Source organism: Pseudoduganella sp. SL102 (genome assembly GCF_027856995.1).
GTDB lineage: Bacteria > Pseudomonadota > Gammaproteobacteria > Burkholderiales > Burkholderiaceae_D > Rugamonas > Rugamonas albidiflava.
Genome location: NZ_CP115554.1, coordinates 172,613 through 193,127, shown reverse-complemented (window position 1 = coordinate 193,127; position 20,515 = coordinate 172,613). Strand labels below are relative to the sequence as shown.

Here is a 20,515-nt window from a genome sequence, read left to right as displayed (position 1 = left end):
AGAAAAACAGATAGGATAAGTAAAAATGCAACGCAAATCTCTGGATGTGTGGGTCGGCCTGTTCGTCGTGATCGGCGTGGCCGCGCTGATGTTCCTGGCCCTGAAGGCGGGCAACAGCGGCACCTTCTCGCTCGCGAAGACGTATGAAATCACCGCCAAGTTCGACAACATCGGCAGCCTGCGTCCGCAGGCGGCCGTGAAGGCGTCGGGCGTGGTGGTCGGTCGCGTGGCGCGGATCGCGTTCGACGACAAATCGTACAAGGCGGCCGTGACGCTGGAGATGGACTCGACGTACAAGTTCCCCAAGGACAGCTCCGCCAAGATCCTCACGGCTGGCCTGCTGGGCGAGCAATATGTCGGTATCGAGGCCGGGGGTGACGTAAACAACCTGGCCCAGGGCGACCGGATCGCCCGTACGCAGTCCGCCGCGGTGCTGGAAGACCTGATCAACCAATTCATCTACAGCAAAGCCGCTGAAGGAAAGGACTGAAACCGATGCGCCGTCAAACCTCCGTTTTGCCGATGCTGCTCGCCGCAGCCGCGGCAGTCACCCTGAGCGGGTGCGCCGTTGGCCCGGACAAGCGCGATCCGATGGAAAACTGGAACCGCGCCGTCTTCAATTTCAACGACAAGGTCGATACCTATGCGCTGAAACCGGTGGCGACCGGCTACAAGAACGTCACGCCGTCGTTCGTGCAGACCGGCGTGAACAATTTCTTCGGCAACCTGCAGGACCTCTGGACCGGTGGCAATAATCTGCTGCAAGGCAAGGGCGGCGACGCCGTCTCCGACTTCGGCCGTTTCGCCCTGAATTCCACGTTCGGCTTGCTGGGCCTGATCGACATCGCCAGCGAAGCCGGCCTGCAAAAGCACAAGGAAGACTTCGGCCAGACGCTGGGCCGCTGGGGCGTGCGACCCGGCCCGTACATGATGCTGCCGCTGCTGGGCCCGTCCACGGTGCGCGATACCGCCGGCCTGCCACTGGACTTCGCGGCCGATCCGTGGTCGCACAAGGATCCCACCAATGTCCGTACCATCGGCAGCGTGGTGCGCGTGGTCGACCAGCGTGCTTCGCTGCTCGACGCGTCGTCGCTGCTGGAAGACGCGGCGCTCGACCGCTACGAGTTCGTGCGCGACGGTTTCCTGCAGCGCCGCCAGAGCCAGGTATATGACGGCGACGTGCCGGAGACCAAGGCGGAAGAAAACGTGCCGGAACAGCCGGCCGTGAAGCCGACCGGCGAAGGCGCGGCGCAGCCGGCCACGTAACGGACAGTAAGCGACAGTAAGGGACAGTAACGGCGGAGCGCCGGCTCCGCCACCCCCGCTATAATGTCGCAGCGGCCGGCATGGAACCGGCCCACCATTGTCGTGTAACCAATATCGGTACAAGTAAATATCGGTACAACCAACCCAGGTAAAACCACATGAAACTGATCAAGCAACTGCTCGCCGTCGCCACGATCGCGTTTGCCACCACCGGCTTCGCCGCGGCACAAGGCGCGAACGAAGCGCCCGACCAACTGGTCAAGCGCATCAGCTCGGAAGTGCTGAACACCGCCAAGAACGACAAGGAAATCCAGGCCGGCAACACCCGCAAGGTGATGGACCTGGTGGAAACCAAGATCCTGCCGTACGTGGATTTCGAGCGCATGACCGCGCTGGCCGCCGGCCGCTACTGGCGTGAAGCCACGCCGGAACAGAAGCGCGCGCTGTCCACCGAATTCCGCACGCTGCTGATCTACACGTATTCCGGCGCCCTGTCGCAAGTGCGCAACGAGACGATCGAATTCAAGCCGCTGCGCGCCGATGCGGCCGACACCGAAGTGGAAGTGCGTTCGCAGGTCAACATGACCCGCGGCGAACCGGTGCTGCTGAACTACCGCGTCGCGAAAACGCCGGAAGGCTGGAAGATCTACGACATCAACGTGCTGGGCGCCTGGCTGGTGGAAACCTACAAGGGCACCTTCAACACCGAGATCAGCAAGGGCGGCATCGATGGCCTGATCAAGACGCTGGCCGCGAAGAACAAGCAGCTGGCAAACAAGCCGCTGGCCACCGCCAAGAAGTAATCGGCAAGCAGTGACCATCCCCGGGCCGGCCTTGTGCCGGCCCTTCAGTGTCTGACTCAGTATCTGAAACCCGTTTCGAGATGAAAGACGGCGAAAATCCCATGAACGACAGCTCGAACAACATGCTGTCCCTGACCGCGCTGACCGTCGATAACGCCACGGCGGCGCTGGAACACGGCCTCGCCGCGCTGCAGGCCGGCCAGAGCGAATTCGACATGCGCAACGTGGTGGCCGTCGATTCGGCCGCCGTCTCGGTCATGCTGGCGTGGCAACGCGCCGCCCACGCGGCCGGCATCACGCTGCGCCTCGTGAACCTGCCGCCGATGCTGCAAAGCCTGACCAAGCTGTATGGCGTCTGTTCGCTGGTATCGCCGCAAGCCTGCGAGACCGCCGAACTGCATCACCATTGACCCCCGCCTTACCCCCTCTCCGCTGTATTTCCGCCGGCCCGGGCGTGACCGGGTCGAAATTCCAATATAATTGACCGTTGCTCTTGCCAGATTGGCGCGAGCTCCCGCATGAACGGCAATGGCCCGGAACCGGTCCGGGGCCGGCCGCCAGCGCAACGGTCAGCGTTGCAAAGAACACAAACAAGCCAGGCATGACAGCAATCCAAATCAGCAATGTCCAGAAGCGCTATCAATCGCTGCAGGCGCTGGGCGGCGTGTCGCTCTCGATCGAGGAAGGCGAATTCTTCGGGCTGCTCGGGCCGAACGGCGCCGGCAAGACCACGCTGATCTCGATCATCGCGGGCCTGATCCGCGCCGACGGCGGTTCCGTGTCGATCCATGGCCACGATGTGGTGACCGATTTCCGTGCCGCCCGCAGGAAGCTTGGCGTGGTGCCGCAGGAACTGGTGTTCGACCCGTTCTTTACCGTGCGAGAGACGCTGCGCCTGCAGTCCGGCTACTTCGGCCTGCCGAACAACGACAAGTGGATCGACGAGGTGATGGAGAACCTCGACCTGACCAACAAGGCCGACACCAATATGCGCGCGCTGTCCGGCGGCATGAAGCGCCGCGTGCTGGTGGCGCAGGCGCTGGTGCACAAGCCGCCCGTCATCGTGCTCGACGAGCCGACCGCCGGGGTCGACGTCGAACTGCGCCAAACGCTGTGGAAGTTCATTTCGCGCCTGAACCGCGAAGGCCACACCATCGTGCTGACCACCCACTACCTGGAAGAAGCGCAGGCGATGTGCAAGCGCGTGGCGATGATGAAACTGGGCAAGGTGGTGGCGCTGGACACCATGTCCTCGCTGATCCGCCGCATCTCCGGCTCGCAGCTGATCGTGCACCTGAAGCAGGGCGACCTGCCGCCGGACCTGCAGCACCTGGTGCTGCACGCCGAGACCGGTTCGCAATTGTCCGCCTCGGGCCGCCAGTACAGCCTGAAGGTCAACGAATACATGGAAGTGGAAACCATCCTGGCGCGCCTGCGCGAGAGCGGCGCCGTGATCGACGAGATGCAGCTGCAGCAGGCCGACCTGGAAGACATCTTCCTGGAAATCACCGGCGGAGGGGCCGCGCAATGATGTCGACCGGCTTCCGCACCCTGGTGTACAAGGAAACCCTGCGCTTCTACAAGGTGGCCACGCAGACCATCGCCGCGCCGATCCTCACCGCCATGCTGTACCTGCTGATCTTCGGCCACGTGCTCGAAGGGCGCGTGCAGGTCTACGAGGGCGTGTCGTACACGTCGTTCCTGATCCCCGGCCTGGTGATGATGAGCGTGCTGCAGAACTCGTTCGCCAATTCCTCGTCGTCGCTGATCCAGTCGAAGATCACCGGCAACCTGGTGTTCGTGCTGCTGACGCCCCTGTCGCACTGGGAAATCTTCTCGGCCTACACGATCGCCGCGATGGTACGCGGCCTCGTCGTCGGCCTGGGCGTGTTCATCGCCACCGCGTGGTTCGCGCACATGTCGTTCGCCTGGCCGCTGTGGATCGTCGCGTTCGCGCTGCTGGGCGCCGCCATCCTCGGCACGATGGGCCTGATCGCCGGCATCTGGGCCGAGAAATTCGACCAGCTGGCGGCATTCCAGAACTTCCTGATCATGCCGCTGACGTTCCTGTCCGGCGTGTTCTATTCGATCCACTCGCTGCCGCCGTTCTGGCTGACCGTGTCGCACCTGAACCCGTTCTTCTACATGATCGACGGCTTCCGGTACGGCTTCTTCGGCCAGTCCGACATCAATCCCTGGACCAGCCTGGCCATCGTGTCCGCCTTCCTGGTGGTGCTCGCGCTGCTGGCCATCCGGCTGCTCAAGAGCGGCTACCGGCTGAGGCACTGAGCAGGCACCGAGCAGCCACCGAGCAGACATCAAGAAACCAGACGTTGAAGAAACATTGAAGAGGTACCCAACATGACCACCACCCCTGAAGCAATCCACGGCTACATCGCCGCCGGCCTCGACTGCACCCACCTGGAAGTGGAGGGCGATGGCCAGCACTTCACCGCCGTCATCGTCTCGCCCGCCTTCGCCGGCAAGCGCCCGATCCAGCGCCACCAGATCGTCTACGCGGCGCTGGGCGACCGCATGCGCGAGGAAATCCACGCGCTGTCGATGAAGACGCTGACCCCGGAAGAATTCGCGGCCAAGGCATAACGAGAAAACCAAGGAAAAATCGATGGACAAACTGCTCATCACCGGCGGCAAGCGCCTGGTCGGGGACATCCAGATCTCCGGTGCCAAGAACGCGGCGCTGCCCATCCTGTGCGCGGGCCTGCTGACGTCCGGCGACCTGCAACTGTCGAACGTGCCCAACCTGCACGACGTGTCGACGATGCTCAGGCTGCTGCGCCAGACCGGCCTGACGGTCGCGCAGGACGGCGACAAGGTCACGCTGAACGGCGCCAAGATCGACAAGCTGGAAGCGCCGTACGAGCTGGTGAAGACGATGCGTGCATCGATCCTGGTACTGGGCCCCCTGCTGGCGCGCTTCGGCGAAGCCAAGGTATCGCTGCCGGGCGGCTGCGCGATCGGTTCGCGCCCCGTCGACCAGCACATCAAGGGCTTGCAGGCGCTGGGCGCGGAGATCTCGATCGACGCCGGCTACATCTACGCCAAGGCGAAAAAACTGCAGGGCACCCGCGTCGTCACCGACATGATCACGGTGACCGGCACGGAAAACCTGCTGATGGCCGCCACGCTGGCCGAAGGCGAGACGGTGCTGGAAAACGCCGCGCGCGAGCCGGAAGTGACGGACCTGGCCAACCTGCTGGTAGCCATGGGCGCGAAGATCGACGGCATCGGCACCGACCGCCTGGTGATCCAGGGCGTGCCGGCGCTGAATGGCGCGGCGCACGCGGTGATCTCCGACCGCATCGAAGCTGCCACCTTCCTGTGCGCCGTGGCGGCCGCCGGCGGCGACATCACGATCCGCAACACCCGTACCGACATCCTCGACTCTGCGCTGGAAAAGCTGCGCGAGATGGGCGTGCGCCTGACCGTGGGCGATACGTGGATCCGCGCGCAGATGGATGCGCGCCCCACGCCGGTATCGTTCCGCACCACCGAATACCCGGGCTTCCCGACCGACATGCAGGCGCAGTTCATGGCCGTCAACACGATCGCCGCCGGCCAGAGCACCGTGACCGAGACGATCTTTGAAAACCGCTTCATGCACGTGCAGGAAATGAACCGCCTGGGCGCGCGCATCCGCATCGACGGCAACACCGCCTTCATCGACGGCACGCAGCAATTGATCGGCGCACCCGTGATGGCCACCGACCTGCGCGCTTCGGCATCGCTGGTGATCGCCGGCCTGGCGGCCAAGGGCGAAACGCTGGTCGACCGCATCTATCACCTGGATCGCGGCTACGACCGCATGGAAGTGAAGCTTTCCGCCGTCGGCGCCAACATCACCCGCATCAAGTAATCGTCAATCACCATGAGCACACTTCCTGCCCAGGCCACCGACCGCTCGCAACTGATCCTCGCCCTGTCGAAGGGCCGCATCTTCGAGGACACGCTGCCGCTGCTGGCGGCGGCCGGCATCACCGTCACGGAAAACCCGGAAACCTCGCGCAAGCTGATCCTGCCGACCAACGACCCGCACGTGCGCGTGCTGATCGTGCGCGCCACCGACGTGCCGACCTACGTGCAGCATGGCGCCGCCGATTTCGGCGTGGCCGGCAAGGACGTGCTGTTCGAGCATGGCGGCGAAGGGCTGTACCAGCCGATCGACCTGAACATCGCGCGCTGCCGCATGTCCGTGGCGGTCAAGGCGGGCTTCGATTACGAGACCGCGGTGCGCCAGGGCGCGCGCCTGCGGGTGGCCACCAAGTTCACCGAGATGGCGCGCCAGCACTTCGCCAAGAAGGGCGTGCACGTGGACTTGATCAAGCTGTACGGCTCGATGGAGCTGGCGCCGCTGGTGGGCCTGTCCGACGCGATCGTCGACCTGGTCAGCACCGGCAGCACGCTGCGCGCCAACAACCTGGTGGAAGTGGAAGAGATCTGCGACATCTCGTCCCGCCTGGTGGTCAACCAGGCCGCGCTGAAACTGAAACGCGCGCGCCTGCAGCCGATCCTCGAAGCCTTTGAAAAAGCCTCGCAAGCCAAGTAAAAACCAGTAAAACCCCTGAAGCCAGCCACCATGATCCAGATCCGCAAGCTCGACTCCACCGCCATCGATTTCCAGGAAACGCTCGACGCGCTGCTCGCGTTCGAAGCGGAAACCGACTTCGCCATCGAACAGGCCGTCACCGGGATCATCGCGCAGGTGCGCGCGCGCGGCGACGAGGCGGTGGTCGAGTACACCAACAAGTTCGACCGCATCCCGAACGGCGGCGCGGCCGACCTGAAGGCATTCGAGATCGGCCAGGCCGAACTCGATGCGGCGCTGGCGGCGTTGCCGGACGCGCAGCGCGCCGCATTGCAGACCGCGGCCGAGCGCATCCGCGTGTTCCACGAGCGCCAGAAGCAGGAGCTGCAAGGCTTCACGTACACCGAAGCGGATGGCACGATCCTGGGCCAGCGCATCACCGCACTGGACCGCGTGGGCATCTACGTGCCCGGCGGCAAAGCGGCTTACCCGTCGTCGGTGCTGATGAACGCAATTCCCGCCAAGGTGGCCGGCGTCGGTGAAATCGTGATGGTGGTGCCCACGCCGGATGGCGTGAAGAACCAGATGGTGCTGGCCGCCGCGGCGATCGCCGGCGTCGACCGCGTGATCGGCATCGGCGGAGCGCAGGCCGTAGCCGCGCTGGCCTACGGTACCGAATCGATCCAGCCGGTGGACAAGATCGTCGGCCCCGGCAATGCCTACGTGGCCGCGGCCAAGCGCCGCGTGTTCGGTGCCGTGGGCATCGACATGATCGCCGGTCCTTCCGAAATCCTGGTGGTGTGCGACGGCACCACGGACCCGGACTGGGTGGCCATGGACCTGTTCTCCCAGGCCGAGCACGACGAACTGGCGCAGGCGATCCTGCTGTGCCCGGACGCGGACTACATCGCCCGGGTCGAGGCTTCCATCCAGAAGCTGCTGCCGACCATGCCACGCCAGGAAACCATCCGCACCTCGCTGACCGACCGCGGCGCGCTGGTCAAGGTGCGCGACATGGAAGAAGCGTGTGAGATCGCCAACGCCATCGCCGCCGAGCACCTGGAGATTTCCGCCGAGGAGCCGCAGCAGTGGGCCGACAAGATCCGCCATGCCGGCGCGATGTTCCTGGGCCGCTTCTCGTCCGAATCGCTGGGCGACTATTGCTGCGGCCCGAACCACGTGCTGCCCACCTCGCGCACGGCGCGCTTCTCGTCGCCGCTGGGCGTATACGACTTCCAGAAGCGCTCGTCGGTGATCCAGGTCAGTGAGGCCGGCGCCCAGACGCTGGGCAAGGTCGCCGCCGAGCTGGCGTACGGCGAAGGCCTGCAGGCGCACGCCCGCAGCGCGGAGCTGCGGCTGAAGTCATGAGCACCTGGCTCGATCAGGTGTTCTGCGAGGATGCGCTGCAAGGCTTGCAGCGCATCCCGGATGGCTCGATCGACCTGATCCTGACGGACCCGCCGTACAACCTGGGCAAGGATTACGGCAACGCCTCCGACCAGCAACCGGTGGACGATTTCCTGGCGTGGACCGAGCGTTGGGTCGACGCGGCGCTGCCGAAGCTGAAGGAAAACGGCAGCCTGTATGTATTCACGACGTGGCGCTCGGCGCCGGAGATCTTCGTGATGCTGAAACGGCGGATGACGATGATGAACGAGATCATCTGGGACCGCCGGGTGCCGTCGATGGGCGGCACCGTGCGCAGTTTTACGTCGGTGCACGACACGATCGGCTTCTTCGTGCGCCGCAAGGATTATTATTTCGACCTCGACGCCGTGCGCATCCCGTACGACGCCGAAACCAAGAAGGCCCGCTCGCGCTCCATCTTCATCGGCGCGAAATGGCTGGAACAGGGCTACAACCCGAAAGACCTGTGGAGCGTATCGCGCTTGCACAGGCAGCATGCGGAGCGGGTCGATCACCCCACGCAAAAGCCGCTCGAGATCATCGAACGGATGGTGAAGGCATCGTGCCCGCCCGGCGGCGTGGTGCTCGACCTGTTCATGGGCAGCGGCACCACGGCCGTCGCGGCGCGCAACACGGGCCGCCACTTCACCGGCTTTGAACTGAATCCCGACTATTGCAGGATCCTGGCCGAGCGCCTGGCGGAACCAGCGCCCGTGGCGCCACCGGCGCTTGAACCCAAGACCCGCGCCAGGCGCCTGGCACCGCCGGCCGTGGAGCCGCCGGGGCCTGACCCCAGGGCTCGTGCCAGGAGCCGGGGCCGCGCCGCCGATCCGGGGTCCGACCCCGGTTTCCCGGCAACGCAGCCCAAGGCTTCGGCGAAAAAGCCCAGGACCAGCAAGACCGCAAGCAGGGCCGTCGCCCCCGGCGACAGCCCCGAATAACCAACTGGAGCATGAATCTTGAGTAACAGCGGCATGTCCCTCGACAGCCTGATCGCCAACACCATCCGCCCCGACGTGCGCAGCGACAAGAGCTACCACGTACCGGATGCGAGCGGCTTCGTGAAGCTCGATGCGATGGAAAATCCCTACCAGCTGCCGGAAGCGCTGCGCCGCGAGCTGGGCAACCGGCTCGCCGAGGTGGCGCTGAACCGCTACCCGGCCGCCGCCTATGGCCCGCTGAAGGAGCGCATCCGCGCCAAGCTCGGCGTCCCGGCCGGCTACGATGTCCTGCTGGGCAACGGTTCCGACGAGCTGATCGCCATCATGGCCGCCACCTGCGCGTGGCAGGACCGCCGCGCCGTGATGCTGGCGCCGGTACCGGCGTTCGTGATGTTCCAGCGCTCGGCCCAGGTGGCCGGCATGGACTTCGTCGGCGTCGCCCTGAAGGCGGACCTGACGCTCGACCTGCCGGCCATGCTGGCGGCCATCGAACAGCACCGGCCGGCGCTGATCTTCCTGGCCTACCCGAACAACCCGACCGGCAACCTGTTCGACACGGCCGATATCGAAGCGATCCTGCGCGCGCAGGGCGAGCACGGGCTGGTGGTGGTCGACGAAGCCTACGAGCCGTTTGCACAGCAGAGCTTCATGGAGCGCCTGCCGGAGTTCGCCAACCTGATCGTGATGCGCACCCTGTCCAAGCTGGGCCTGGCCGGCATCCGCCTCGGCTACATGTCGGCGGCGCCGGCGCTGCTGGAGCAGTTCGAGAAGGTGCGGCCGCCCTACAACATCAACGTGATGACGCAGGCGGCGGCCGAATTCGCGCTCGACCATGTCGAGGTGCTGAACGAGCAGGCCCGCCTGCTGCGTGAACAGCGCACGGCGCTGGCGGCGGCGCTGGCCGCGATCCCGGCCGTGCAGGTGTTCCCGTCGGCGGCCAATTTCATCACGATCCGGGTGCCGGATGCCGACAGCATCCATGCCAAACTGGTAAGTCGTAAAATCCTGATTAAAAATTTGAGTAAAATGCACAGTGTGCTGACGAACTGCCTTCGCGTCACCGTCAGCACGCCGGACGAGAACGCCGCTTTCCTCGATGCGCTGCGCGCATCGTTGGCGGACCGATCCTAATACCCCAGAGCTTCCCATGAATTCACCAGCCTCGCGCATTGCAGAAGTCATCCGCAACACCAACGAGACGCAGATCCGCGTCGCCCTGAACCTGGACGGCACCGGCGTGCAGAAGCTCGATACCGGCGTGCCCTTCCTGGACCACATGCTGGACCAGATCGCGCGCCACGGCCTGTTCGACCTGGACGTCAAGGCGACCGGCGACACGCACATCGACAACCACCACACCGTCGAGGATGTCGGCATCACGCTGGGCATGGCGGTGGCCAAGGCCATCGGCGACCGCAAGGGCATCCGCCGCTACGGCCATGCCTACGTGCCGCTGGACGAAGCGCTGTCGCGCGTGGTGATCGACTTTTCCGGGCGCCCGGGCATCGAGTACCACATTCCGTTTACTCGCGCGATGATCGGCACGTTCGACGTCGACCTGACGCTGGAATTCTTCCGCGGCTTCGTCAACCACGCCGGCATCACGCTGCACATCGATAACCTGCGCGGCACCAACGCCCACCACCAGTGCGAGACCGTCTTCAAGGCGTTCGGCCGCGCGCTGCGCATGGCTGCCGAATTCGACGAGCGTGCCGCCGGTACGATTCCCTCCACCAAAGGAAGCCTGTAAACCCGCTGTTACCCGACACGCGGCTTTCACATCATGAAAAAAATCGTTGTAGTTGACTACGGCATGGGTAACGTGCGCTCCGTGGCGCAGGCCCTGCGTGCCGTCGCGCCGGAAGCGGACGTGTCCATTTCCGGCGTGCCCGCCGATATCGACGCGGCCGAGCGCATCGTCCTGCCCGGCCAGGGTTCCATGCTCGACTGTATGACCCACCTGCGCGAATCGGGCGTGCACGATGCGCTGATGCGCGCCGCCGCCAGCAAGCCGCTGATGGGCGTGTGCGTGGGCGAGCAGATGCTGCTCGAGCGCAGCGAGGAACGCAATGCCGAAGGCCTGGGCCTGTTCCCGGGCGAAGTGGTGCGCTTCCAGCTCGACGGGCAGTTGCAGGAAGACGGCTCGCGCTTCAAGGTGCCGCAGATCGGCTGGAACAAGGTGAAGCAGACCGCGCCCCATGCGATGTGGGCCGGCATTCCCGACGATGCCTATTTCTATTTCGTCCACAGTTATTACGCGCGGCCGGCAAACCCGGCGCACAGCGTGGGGGAAACCGTGTATGGCTCGCCGTTCTGCTGCGTGATCGCGCGCGACAACATCTTCGCCACCCAGTTCCACCCGGAGAAGAGCGCGGCCACCGGCCTGCAGCTGTACAAGAATTTCGTCCACTGGAATCCCTGAGCACTCCGACAGTTCCATTCATCCACTTACTCGACCTTTAAACAACCATGCTGCTCATCCCCGCCATCGACCTCAAGGACGGTCACTGCGTTCGCCTGAAACAAGGCGACATGGAACAGTCCACCGTGTTTTCCGACGACCCCGCCGCGATGGCCCGCCACTGGCTGGAGCAGGGCGCGCGTCGCCTGCACCTGGTCGACCTGAACGGTGCGTTCGCCGGCAAGCCGAAGAACGAAGGCGCCGTGAAGGCGATCCTGAAAACGGTGCAGGAGTTCGCGCTGGAGAACGATCTCGACGAGATTCCCGTGCAACTGGGCGGCGGCATCCGCGACCTGGACACGATCGAGCGCTACCTCGATGACGGCATCAGCTACATCATCATCGGCACCGCCGCCGTGAAGAGCCCCGGCTTCCTGCACGACGCGTGCGGCGCCTTCCCCGGCCACATCATCGTGGGCCTGGATGCCAAGGACGGCAAGGTGGCAACCGATGGCTGGAGCAAGATGTCCGGCCACGAGGTGATCGACCTGGCGCAGAAGTTCGAGCAGTACGGCGTGGAATCGATCGTCTACACCGACATCGGCCGCGACGGCATGATGGGTGGCGTGAACATCGAAGCCACCGTGCGCCTGGCGCAGGCGGTGCGCATTCCGATCATCGCCTCCGGTGGCCTGCACAACCTGGCCGACGTGGAAGCGCTGTGCGCGGTGCAGGACGAAGGCATCGAAGGCGTGATCTGCGGCCGCTCGATCTACGAAGGCACCATCAACCTGAACGAGGCGCAGCTGCGCGCCGATGAACTGAGCGGCGAATTCGTCGGCGAAGCCACGGACGAAACCACGGGCGAACAATAATATGCTGGCCAAACGCATCATCCCTTGCCTGGACGTGACCGATGGCCGCGTCGTCAAGGGCGTCAATTTCACCGAGCTGCGCGACGCCGGCGACCCCGTCGAGATCGCGCGCCGCTACGACGAGCAGGGTGCCGACGAGCTGACGTTCCTCGATATCACCGCGTCGTCCGACAACCGCGGCCTGATCCTCGACATCATCGAGCGGGTCGCCGCGCAGGTCTTCATTCCGCTGACGGTCGGCGGCGGCGTGCGCAAGGTGGAAGACGTGCAGCGCCTGCTGAACGCGGGCGCCGACAAGATCAGCCTGAACACCTCGGCCGTCAGCAATCCCCAGCTGGTGTTCGACGCGTCGCAGAAACACGGTTCGCAGTGCATCGTGGTGGCGATCGATGCCAAGCAGGTGGCGCCGGGCAAATGGCAAGTGTTCACGCACGGCGGCCGCAACGCCACCGGGCTGGATGCTGTCGAGTGGGCGCAGAAAATGGCATCGCTGGGCGCCGGCGAACTGCTGCTGACCAGCATGGACCGCGACGGCACCAAGAGCGGCTTCGACCTGGCGCTGACGCGCGCCGTGTCCGATGCGGTGGGCATTCCCGTGATCGCCTCGGGCGGCGTGGGCGGGCTGCAGGACCTGGCCGATGGCGTGACGAAAGGCCATGCCGACGCGGTACTGGCCGCCAGCATTTTCCACTATGGCCAGCACACCGTGCAGGAAGCCAAGCGATTCATGGCGCAGCAGGGCATCCCGGTGCGCGAGGCCTGAGAGAGCACAATGAGTATTCCGACGACGACGCCTAGCGTAGCCAAGGCAAAATGGCTGAACCGCGTGCACTGGGACGAGCATGGCCTGGTGCCCGTGATCGTGCAGGAGCACGGCAGCAACGATGTGCTGATGTTCGCCTGGATGAACCGCGACGCGCTGTACAAGACGGTCGAACTGCGCGAAGCGGTGTACTGGAGCCGCTCCCGCAAGAAGCTGTGGCACAAGGGCGAGGAATCGGGCCATGTGCAGAAGGTGCTCGACATCCGCCTCGACTGCGACGAGGACGTGGTGCTGCTGAAGGTGGAGCAGGCCGGCGGCATCGCCTGCCACACGGGGCGCCATTCGTGCTTCTTCCAGCAGTTCGACGGCGATGCCAAGGATGGCGACTGGAACAGCGTGGAACCGGTGCTGAAGGATCCGGAAACCATTTATACGGACAAGAAGAAATGAGCACCGACATGAACGATGCTTCCGGCACGATCCTGGACCGCGTTGCCGCCACGATCGAGTCGCGCAAGGGCGCCGATCCCGCCACGTCGTACGTCGCCAAGCTGTTCTCGAAAGGCGACGACGCGATCCTGAAGAAGATCGGCGAGGAAGCCACCGAGACCGTGATGGCCGCCAAGGATGCCCGCGTATCGGGCGATGGCGCCAAGGTGCTGTACGAAGTGGCCGATCTGTGGTTCCATTCGCTGGTGCTGCTGGCGCAGTTCGACCTGTCGCCGCAGCAGGTGCTCGATGAACTGGCGCGCCGCGAAGGCGTCTCCGGCATTGCCGAAAAAGCCGCGCGCCCGGATTGATGTCGCCCAAAGCAATGTCGCCCGGATTAATTTCGCCCGAATTAATGTCGCCCCAAGCAATGTCGCCCGAATGAATGTCGCCCGAATTCAAGGATACCCACGTGGATAACTGCCTGTTCTGCAAGATCGCCGCCAAACAAGTTCCGGCAAGCGTCGTCTACGAAGACGACGAGCTGCTGGCCTTCAAGGACATCAACCCGGCCGCGCCGGTGCACCTGCTGGTGATCCCGAAAAAACACATCGCCACGCTGACCGAGGCGCAGCCGGAAGACACGGTCCTGCTGGGCAAGATGCTGGCGCTGGCCCCGAAGCTGGCCGAGGAACACGGTGTTTCCGTGGTGTATGGCAACGATGGCAGTCCCACGCGCGGCTACAAGACGCTGGTCAACAGCGGACCGGATGGCGGCCAGGTGATCTACCACCTGCACATGCATATCTACGGCGGCCCGCGGCCATGGCGCGGCATGCACTGACCCGCCAAGGGCATTGGAACAAGCACGCGGAAGAGTTATTTCCGGCTGTTATCGTGACAGGAACATGACAGAGTAAGAGTCGTGTAAACTGTTCGTTCTTACCGAATTTGGGCGTTTCCGCCCTGCAAGGAGAATAGTATGGGTTCCATGAGCATCTGGCATTGGGTGATCGTCCTGGTCGTCGTCATGCTGGTTTTCGGCACCAAAAAACTGGGCAATATCGGCTCGGACCTGGGCAAGGCCGTCAAGGGTTTCAAGGATGGCGTGAAGACCGACGAAAAGGAAGCGGCCGACCAGCCGGCACCGCCGCCCGCGCACGTGACCGACAAGGGCACGATCGAGGTCGACGCCAAGGAAAAGAACAAGCACTGAATGCATGCTGATCCTGCACGCTGATACATGATCGATCTCGGTCTTTCCAAGCTGGCCATCATCGGCGTCGTGGCGCTGATCGTCATCGGTCCCGAAAAATTGCCGAAGGTGGCGCGCATGGCCGGCACGCTGTACGGCCGCGCCCAGCGCTACCTTCACGATGTCAAGAGCGAGGTCAGCCGCGAAATCGAGCTGGAAGAGCTGCGCAACCTGCAAAAGAACGTGCAGGAGCAGGCCGACAGCATCAAGGCCGACGTCGAGAATTCGATCCAGAAGAACATGGCTGAAGTGGAGGATGTCTTCAAGATCGAAGACAGCTCCGACACCTACGCCAGCCCGGAGCCCGGATTCCATTCGGCCTCCACCGAAGACCAGTCGCGCAAGGCCAAGGAATTCCGCCGCAAGCGGCTGGTCCGCACCTCGGCCGTGCCGCTGTGGTACAAGCAGCGCAACGGCGGCCGCATGCACGTGGTGTCCGGCGCCGCCCGCGTGGCGCGCTTCCGTCCGCGCAGCGGCAAACCTCCCGCATCCTTTTACTGATGAGCACTGAACAACCGGCCGAAGAAACCTTCATCAGCCACCTGGTAGAACTGCGCGACCGGCTCCTGAAGGCTTCCATCGGCGTCCTGATCGTCACGGCCGTGCTGATGGCGTGGCCGGGCCCGACCGTGCTGTACGATTTCCTCGCCCAGCCGATGATCGATGCGCTGCCCACCGGCGCGAAGATCATCGCCACCGGCGTGACCGCGCCCTTCCTGGTACCGATGAAGGTCACGCTGATGCTCGGCATCATCCTGGCGCTGCCATGGGTGCTGTACCAGGCCTGGGCGTTCGTGGCGCCGGGCCTGTACACGCATGAAAAGCGGCTGGTCGCACCGCTGGTGATCTCCTCGTCGCTGCTGTTCGTCGCCGGCGTGGCCTTCTGCTATTTCTTCGTGTTCGGCCGCGTCTTCCACTTCATCGCCACGTTCGCGCCGTCGTCCATTGCCGTCACGCCCGACATCGAGAATTACCTCGATTTCGTGATGTCGATGTGCCTGGCGTTCGGCGCCGCATTCGAAGTGCCGATCGTCGTCGTGATCCTGGTGCGCATGGGCATCGTGTCGCTGGCCAAGCTGCGCGAATGGCGCCCCTACGTGATCGTGGGCGCCTTCGTGATTGCCGCGATCGTCACGCCGCCGGACGTGGTCAGCCAGTTCGCGCTGGCCATTCCGATGTGGATGCTGTTCGAACTGGGATTGCTGGTCTCGCCGATGTTCGTCAGGATGACGCAGGCGCCGGCGGAAAAACCGGAAAGCTAGTCATGATGAAAACGGGAGCCGCTGGCTCCCGTTTTCGATTCCGCGCCTTCTTGCTGGCGTTATTTCTTCTTGCCGGACTTGTTCGTTCCTCCGTTGCCCGTCCCCGCCTGGCCTGCTCCGCTGGCTGGCGCAATGGTTGCCTCGCCAGGCGAGGTCCCCTGCACGGCCAGCGTGCCGCCAGTGCCCAAGCCTCCCGCCACTTCCTGCGCCTTGTACTCGCGCGTTGCCCGCACCAGCTGGTTGTATGAATCCATGAAGGCGGCAATCAGGATCTTGCCTTCCGGCGTCTTCGACCAGCCGCCGCCACCGGCCACCCCGCCGCCACCGAACGCGCCGCCGAACAGGCTGAAATCGAAGTTCTTCGCACTGCCTTCGGCCGCCGCCAGCTGCACGCCGGAGCGGTTGTCGATCATCAGCAGCGTGGTGGACGCTTCGTTGGCCTTGAAGCCGCCGGCCACGAGGCCCGCCACGCTGCCGATCAGGCCGAACCCGCCCAGCGCGCCGCCCATGCCTTGCGTACCCTTCTGGCTGAACGTGATGGTGGGGCTGATGGTGTAGTCGGCCGCCACCATCTGGCCCTTGCCGAACTTGCTGCCGCCGCGCATTTCGCCGCTCGCGTTCACGTCGCGCTCGAACATCAGGTTCTGCATCGCCAGGCCCCGTTCGACGATCACGAAGCAGTTCGACTGCTGGATCAGCTTGCGCAGCACCGGCACGGTCGACCCCAGCTTGTACCGGGTCAGCGCCAGGTACCACGGCGCGTGCTGGTCCTCGACCACGCTCAGGGTGCCGAGCGCGCGGTCGCATTTTTCCAGCTGGGGATTGGCGTTGGAAGCGGTGGCGCCGGCCGCGGAACCGCTGGCGGCCGTCGGCGCACCGCCCAGCAGGGGCACCGAGCCGGCGCAGGCGGACAGCAGCGCCGCGATGCCCAGCAAGCAAAGCGGGGAAATCACGCGGGAAATGGTGGAGTTACTCACGTTCATGGCGAGCTCCTGGAGCAGGGATTGGAGGAGATAGCGGGGGCAGCACGTCATGCTACTGCCCGCCAACCGCTCATCCGTTGTTGCCCATCAAGCGCTTCTGCTTAATGGCTTATGGCAACTCCTTGCACATTTCTTACCGCTGTGCCCGCTTGAAAACCGGTGACGGGCTCCGTTTTTCAATACCGGTGACAGGCTCCATTTTCCAGGGAACGTTGCAAATTCGAAAACCGGTTAATTGGAGCCTGTCACCGTTTCTATCCGCGAATCGCCCGTAGCATCGGGAACGGGCGCTACAACCAAAAACAGTGACAGGCACCATTTTTCGGGAAATGTTTCCCAATAATTGGAGCCTGTCACCGGTTTTTTTTGACCGTGCATCCCGACTGTCGGCGGGGGCGGCCGCTTACTGCATCAGTTCATAATCGGAGCCTGTCACTGGGTTTGGGCCGGCATTTGCAAAAAATAGTGTTGCCAGAAACGACATACAAGTTCTTATAAGGTAAAATTGTTACCTGTAGGAACAAAAATATTATTTCAATCACCACTTCGCCCTCCCATGAAACGTCTCTTTACCCTTTTTGCCATGGTTTGTGCCATGGCGCTGACCACTGGCTGCGCCGTCAACCGCGCGACCGCCAGCCTGACTCCCGGAACCGATCTCACGCAGGTGAAAACCGCCTATGTGGTGAAACAGCCCAAAAATACCCACGGCCTCGACAACCTGATCGCCGCGAACCTCGAGAAGCGCGGTTACACGGTCACCCGCGGTCCTGAGCTGGCCACCCCGTATCCGGCCGACGTGTCCTTTACCTATGTCGATAAATGGATGTGGGATATCACGATGTACCTGCTGGAACTGACGATCAATGTGCGCGATCCGAAGACCGGGTTCCCGATGGCGACCGGTAATTCCCTGCACACGTCCCTGACCCGCAAGTCGCCGCCGGAAATGGTCGACGAAGTCCTGGACAACATCTTCAAAGCCCCGAAAAAATAATTCTTCAGAAAGAAATACCAATGAGTTTCCTACCATTTTCCTGCCGTTCCTTCCTGTCGGCGTCCGTCGTCGTGGCCAGCTTGCTGACCTTGGGCGGCTGCGCCTCCCCCGTCGTGCATGACGCCCTGGTGCCGGTGTCGCTGCAAGTGGCGAAACACCACCCGCAAACGGTGGCCGTGACGACTTCCGGCGGTTCGGAAACTTCCGCCGCTGGCAAATCGCAAGTGGCCGATGCCGAACTGCAGAAGGCCGTGGCCGATGCGATCACGCAGTCCAGGACGTTCTCGCGCGTTGTCGAAGGCAAGAACGGCGACTACACGCTGACGGTCACCATCTTCAACCTGTCGCAGCCGTCGTTCGGTTTCTCGTTCACGGTTGGCGTGGAGATGGGCTGGACGCTGACGCGCACCAGCACCGGCGAGAAAGTCTGGCAGGAGTCGATCAAGTCGGAGCACACCGCTACCGCCAGCGATGCCTTCGCGGGCGTCGTCCGCCTGCGCTTGGCCACGGAAGGCGCCGTGCGCAACAACATCCAGCAAGGCATCATGAAGCTGTCCGCGCTGCAGCTGTAAGCACTGGCCAGCAACAAAAAAAGGAGCCCCAGGCTCCTTTTTTTTGCTCAAAAAATAGGGCTGCCGGGCCGCCCATCTTGAAGCAACACTTCTGAAAAATGGACGTCCCCCATTTTTCCTGCGACTGTTTTATTGCATCAGTTCGCGGATCACCTTCACCGGCGCGCTGCCGTAGCCGAGGAATTCCTCGTTGAAGGCCTTCTGGGTGAACTTGCCGCCCAGTGCGGCGCGGCGCTGTTCGCGCAATTCCATGATTTCGCTGTAGCCGCTGAAGTAGGACGTCAGCTGCACGGAAGTGAGCGTGACGCGGCGCCATTTTTCGGCGGCTTCCTGCTGCGTCTGGAATGCCTGGCGGGTCAGCAGGTCGAGTGCTTGGTCGCGCGGCATGTCCAGCACGTGCACGCTGTAGTCGAGGATCGTGTTGGTCACGCTGCGCAGGTTCCACTTCGAATACATCAGCCACATCTCGGGCGAATTGTCGTAGCCCGATTCCAGCATCATCCGCTCGCTGAACACGGCCCAGCCCTCGACCATCGCGCCGTTGCCGAAGATCGACTTCACCAGCGACGGCGACTTGTTGGCGTACACCAGCTGCGCATAGTGGCCGGGGATCGCCTCGTGCATGTTCAGGATCTGCAGGATCCAGTGGTTGTATTCGCGCAGGCTGCTTTCGGCCTGTTCCGGCGTGGCCCCCGTCAGCGGCGTCACGTTGTAGTAGGTGCGGTCCTGCGGGCGATAGGGGCCCGGCGCCTCGATGCTGGCGCCGGCCACGCCGCGCTGGTAAGCGGGTGTTTCACGCACGACCAGCGGCTTGTTCGGATCCAGCGTCAACAGGTCGTTCTTCGTCACCCATTCTTCCAGCTTCGGGATCTGCGCCTTGATCTCCTCGACGAAGCGCTCCGGCGCCACGTGGTTGGCGGACAGCTTGTCGATCATCATGCCGATCTTGGCATAGCGGTCGGCCGGTTTCCGCACGTCGGCCAGGTACTTCGGCCACAGCTCGTCGCTGATGCGGTCCATGTTCGCCAGCAGCTCGTCGCGTGCCACTAGCGCCTTGCGGTAGGTCTGCTCGCCGGTGCTGGCCGACTGGATGTCGAACGCGAACTTCTGCTCATACAGCTCGCGGCCGATACGGAACGAACGGGCACCCTGCACGGCCAGCAGCTTGTCCTGCTCGCCCAGCCAGGCGGCATAGGCTTCCACGGCGGTCTTGGCCGCGGCGATGCGCTGCGCGAACAGGCCTTTCTCGTTGGCGGCCAGCGAGGAAGACTGCGCCTCCTTGTCCAGCTCTTCGAGCAGCGCGATCACGCCCGGCGCCTGCGCGATCGCCAGCTGGGTGTGCTCGCGCGTGGGATTGGTGATGTTGTTGCGTGCCGCTTCGTAATACGCCGGCACGTTGGCGATGCGCCGCAGCAGCGTGCGCAGGCGCTGCGCCCGCGCCGCGTATTCGGTATGCAGGATGTAGTCGATCGGGCCGGCGATGTTGTACAGCGCCGGATTCCACTCGAACTCGCGGAACGTGGTCAGGTACCAGCGGTCCGAATTGAGCTTGTTGACCAGCAGCGCCAGGTCGGTGCGCTGGCGCGACGACAGCTGGCGCGCATCGAGCTTGCCGAAGCGGCCCAGCCATTCGTCGATGAAGGCCAGCTGCAGCTGGCGGGTGGCCAGGTCGGGCACCGTCAGCGTGGCGGCGGTATCGTACTTGCCTACCGTGATGGCGGTTTCCGGGTCCATCCGCCACAGCGCCGTCAGGAACTGGCCGGACAGCGAATTGAATGTGCGGTCGGCGCGGCTTTCCGCCGGAGCCGCTGCCGCTACGGTGGCCGCAGTGGCAGCCGTGGCAGCGGCGGCGGCGACCGCTTTCCTGGACTTCGGCTTGGACTTCGAGGATTTCTTGGCGGAGACGGTCTTGCTGGTCTTGGCCTTCGACGGTTTCTTGGCCGCCTCAACAGGTGCGAACGCCAGCGCCATCATCATGGCCGCCAGCGCGAGTTTTGTCTTGATCATCGTGTAAC

At 63.8% G+C, this 20,515-nt stretch carries 26 protein-coding genes; 24 read left to right on the top strand and 2 right to left on the bottom strand.

The genetic code is table 11. From position 1 onward, the window contains the following. Positions 1 to 25 precede the first annotated feature (25 nt). The 22 genes from mlaD to tatC all read left to right on the top strand — a co-directional run bounded on the left by mlaD (position 26) and on the right by tatC (position 15,948). Entirely contained in the window at positions 26 to 490 is a 465-nt protein-coding gene (mlaD, locus tag OU994_RS00815) for an outer membrane lipid asymmetry maintenance protein MlaD (protein WP_281609233.1), read from the top strand. Between the two features lie 5 nt (positions 491 to 495). Beyond that, positions 496 to 1,266 (top strand): VacJ family lipoprotein, encoded by a 771-nt coding sequence (locus OU994_RS00810; RefSeq protein WP_131148614.1) that lies wholly within the window; start codon positions 496 to 498, stop codon positions 1,264 to 1,266. Between the two features lie 158 nt (positions 1,267 to 1,424). After that, entirely contained in the window at positions 1,425 to 2,069 is a 645-nt protein-coding gene (locus OU994_RS00805) for a phospholipid-binding protein MlaC (RefSeq protein ID WP_131148615.1), read from the top strand. 101 nt (positions 2,070 to 2,170) lie between these two features. Next, the gene (locus OU994_RS00800; protein WP_131148616.1) at positions 2,171 to 2,479 is read left to right on the top strand and encodes a lipid asymmetry maintenance protein MlaB; all 309 of its coding nucleotides are present in this window, start codon (positions 2,171 to 2,173) and stop codon (positions 2,477 to 2,479) included. A gap of 191 nt (positions 2,480 to 2,670) precedes the next feature. Next, positions 2,671 to 3,600, top strand: coding sequence for an ABC transporter ATP-binding protein (locus tag OU994_RS00795; RefSeq protein ID WP_131148617.1), 930 nt, complete (start codon positions 2,671 to 2,673; stop codon positions 3,598 to 3,600). Continuing rightward, complete coding sequence (locus tag OU994_RS00790; RefSeq protein WP_131148618.1) at positions 3,597 to 4,358, top strand: ABC transporter permease; 762 nt, start codon at positions 3,597 to 3,599, stop codon at positions 4,356 to 4,358. The genes OU994_RS00795 and OU994_RS00790 overlap by 4 nt, the downstream gene beginning before the upstream one ends. A 72-nt stretch (positions 4,359 to 4,430) precedes the next feature. Beyond that, positions 4,431 to 4,673, top strand: a complete 243-nt coding sequence (locus OU994_RS00785) for a BolA family protein (protein ID WP_131148619.1) — start codon at positions 4,431 to 4,433, stop codon at positions 4,671 to 4,673. A 22-nt stretch (positions 4,674 to 4,695) separates the two neighbouring features. Further along, positions 4,696 to 5,946: a UDP-N-acetylglucosamine 1-carboxyvinyltransferase gene (gene murA, locus OU994_RS00780; RefSeq protein WP_281609232.1), complete on the top strand. Its 1,251-nt coding sequence runs from the start codon at positions 4,696 to 4,698 to the stop codon at positions 5,944 to 5,946. A 12-nt stretch (positions 5,947 to 5,958) separates the two neighbouring features. Continuing rightward, positions 5,959 to 6,636, top strand: a complete 678-nt coding sequence (gene hisG, locus OU994_RS00775; protein WP_131148621.1) for an ATP phosphoribosyltransferase — start codon at positions 5,959 to 5,961, stop codon at positions 6,634 to 6,636. 30 nt (positions 6,637 to 6,666) lie between these two features. Then, on the top strand, positions 6,667 to 7,983 hold the full coding sequence (hisD, locus tag OU994_RS00770; protein ID WP_281609231.1) for a histidinol dehydrogenase: 1,317 nt from the start codon (positions 6,667 to 6,669) through the stop codon (positions 7,981 to 7,983). After that, positions 7,980 to 8,963: a site-specific DNA-methyltransferase gene (locus tag OU994_RS00765; protein ID WP_281609230.1), complete on the top strand. Its 984-nt coding sequence runs from the start codon at positions 7,980 to 7,982 to the stop codon at positions 8,961 to 8,963. The genes hisD and OU994_RS00765 overlap by 4 nt, the downstream gene beginning before the upstream one ends. A gap of 33 nt (positions 8,964 to 8,996) precedes the next feature. Continuing rightward, positions 8,997 to 10,094 carry a histidinol-phosphate transaminase gene (gene hisC / locus OU994_RS00760; protein WP_281611554.1) on the top strand — a complete coding sequence of 366 codons (1,098 nt, stop codon included), beginning with the start codon at positions 8,997 to 8,999 and terminating at the stop codon, positions 10,092 to 10,094. Between the two features lie 16 nt (positions 10,095 to 10,110). Then, entirely contained in the window at positions 10,111 to 10,713 is a 603-nt protein-coding gene (gene hisB, locus OU994_RS00755; RefSeq protein ID WP_281609229.1) for an imidazoleglycerol-phosphate dehydratase HisB, read from the top strand. Between the two features lie 33 nt (positions 10,714 to 10,746). Beyond that, positions 10,747 to 11,385, top strand: coding sequence for an imidazole glycerol phosphate synthase subunit HisH (gene hisH / locus OU994_RS00750; protein WP_281609228.1), 639 nt, complete (start codon positions 10,747 to 10,749; stop codon positions 11,383 to 11,385). Positions 11,386 to 11,432: 47 nt separating this feature from the next. Beyond that, complete coding sequence (gene hisA / locus OU994_RS00745) at positions 11,433 to 12,239, top strand: 1-(5-phosphoribosyl)-5-[(5-phosphoribosylamino)methylideneamino]imidazole-4-carboxamide isomerase (RefSeq protein WP_131148626.1); 807 nt, start codon at positions 11,433 to 11,435, stop codon at positions 12,237 to 12,239. A gap of 1 nt (position 12,240) precedes the next feature. Then, a complete protein-coding gene (gene hisF / locus OU994_RS00740; RefSeq protein ID WP_281609227.1) occupies positions 12,241 to 13,002 on the top strand; it encodes an imidazole glycerol phosphate synthase subunit HisF in 762 nt (253 codons plus the stop codon). A 9-nt stretch (positions 13,003 to 13,011) separates the two neighbouring features. Beyond that, the gene (gene hisI, locus OU994_RS00735; protein WP_131148628.1) at positions 13,012 to 13,452 is read left to right on the top strand and encodes a phosphoribosyl-AMP cyclohydrolase; all 441 of its coding nucleotides are present in this window, start codon (positions 13,012 to 13,014) and stop codon (positions 13,450 to 13,452) included. After that, a complete protein-coding gene (locus OU994_RS00730; RefSeq protein WP_281609226.1) occupies positions 13,449 to 13,802 on the top strand; it encodes a phosphoribosyl-ATP diphosphatase in 354 nt (117 codons plus the stop codon). Before hisI ends, OU994_RS00730 begins: the two co-directional genes overlap by 4 nt. A gap of 101 nt (positions 13,803 to 13,903) precedes the next feature. Continuing rightward, positions 13,904 to 14,275 carry a histidine triad nucleotide-binding protein gene (locus tag OU994_RS00725; RefSeq protein ID WP_281611553.1) on the top strand — a complete coding sequence of 124 codons (372 nt, stop codon included), beginning with the start codon at positions 13,904 to 13,906 and terminating at the stop codon, positions 14,273 to 14,275. Positions 14,276 to 14,413: 138 nt separating this feature from the next. Then, a complete protein-coding gene (gene tatA, locus OU994_RS00720) occupies positions 14,414 to 14,647 on the top strand; it encodes a Sec-independent protein translocase subunit TatA (RefSeq protein WP_131148629.1) in 234 nt (77 codons plus the stop codon). Between the two features lie 27 nt (positions 14,648 to 14,674). After that, on the top strand, positions 14,675 to 15,187 hold the full coding sequence (tatB, locus tag OU994_RS00715) for a Sec-independent protein translocase protein TatB (protein ID WP_131148630.1): 513 nt from the start codon (positions 14,675 to 14,677) through the stop codon (positions 15,185 to 15,187). Next, positions 15,187 to 15,948: a twin-arginine translocase subunit TatC gene (gene tatC / locus OU994_RS00710; RefSeq protein WP_131148631.1), complete on the top strand. Its 762-nt coding sequence runs from the start codon at positions 15,187 to 15,189 to the stop codon at positions 15,946 to 15,948. Before tatB ends, tatC begins: the two co-directional genes overlap by 1 nt. Positions 15,949 to 16,007: 59 nt before the next feature. Here the strand turns inward: tatC and OU994_RS00705 are convergent, their stop codons facing one another. After that, positions 16,008 to 16,931 carry a CsgG/HfaB family protein gene (locus OU994_RS00705; protein ID WP_281609225.1) on the bottom strand — a complete coding sequence of 308 codons (924 nt, stop codon included), beginning with the start codon at positions 16,929 to 16,931 and terminating at the stop codon, positions 16,008 to 16,010. Between the two features lie 556 nt (positions 16,932 to 17,487). Here OU994_RS00705 and OU994_RS00700 point away from each other — a divergent pair. After that, complete coding sequence (locus OU994_RS00700; protein WP_281609224.1) at positions 17,488 to 17,928, top strand: hypothetical protein; 441 nt, start codon at positions 17,488 to 17,490, stop codon at positions 17,926 to 17,928. A gap of 20 nt (positions 17,929 to 17,948) precedes the next feature. After that, entirely contained in the window at positions 17,949 to 18,500 is a 552-nt protein-coding gene (locus OU994_RS00695) for a hypothetical protein (protein ID WP_281609223.1), read from the top strand. 129 nt (positions 18,501 to 18,629) lie between these two features. Here the strand turns inward: OU994_RS00695 and OU994_RS00690 are convergent, their stop codons facing one another. Then, complete coding sequence (locus OU994_RS00690) at positions 18,630 to 20,507, bottom strand: DUF885 domain-containing protein (RefSeq protein ID WP_281609222.1); 1,878 nt, start codon at positions 20,505 to 20,507, stop codon at positions 18,630 to 18,632. Between the last annotated feature and the right edge of the window lie 8 nt (positions 20,508 to 20,515).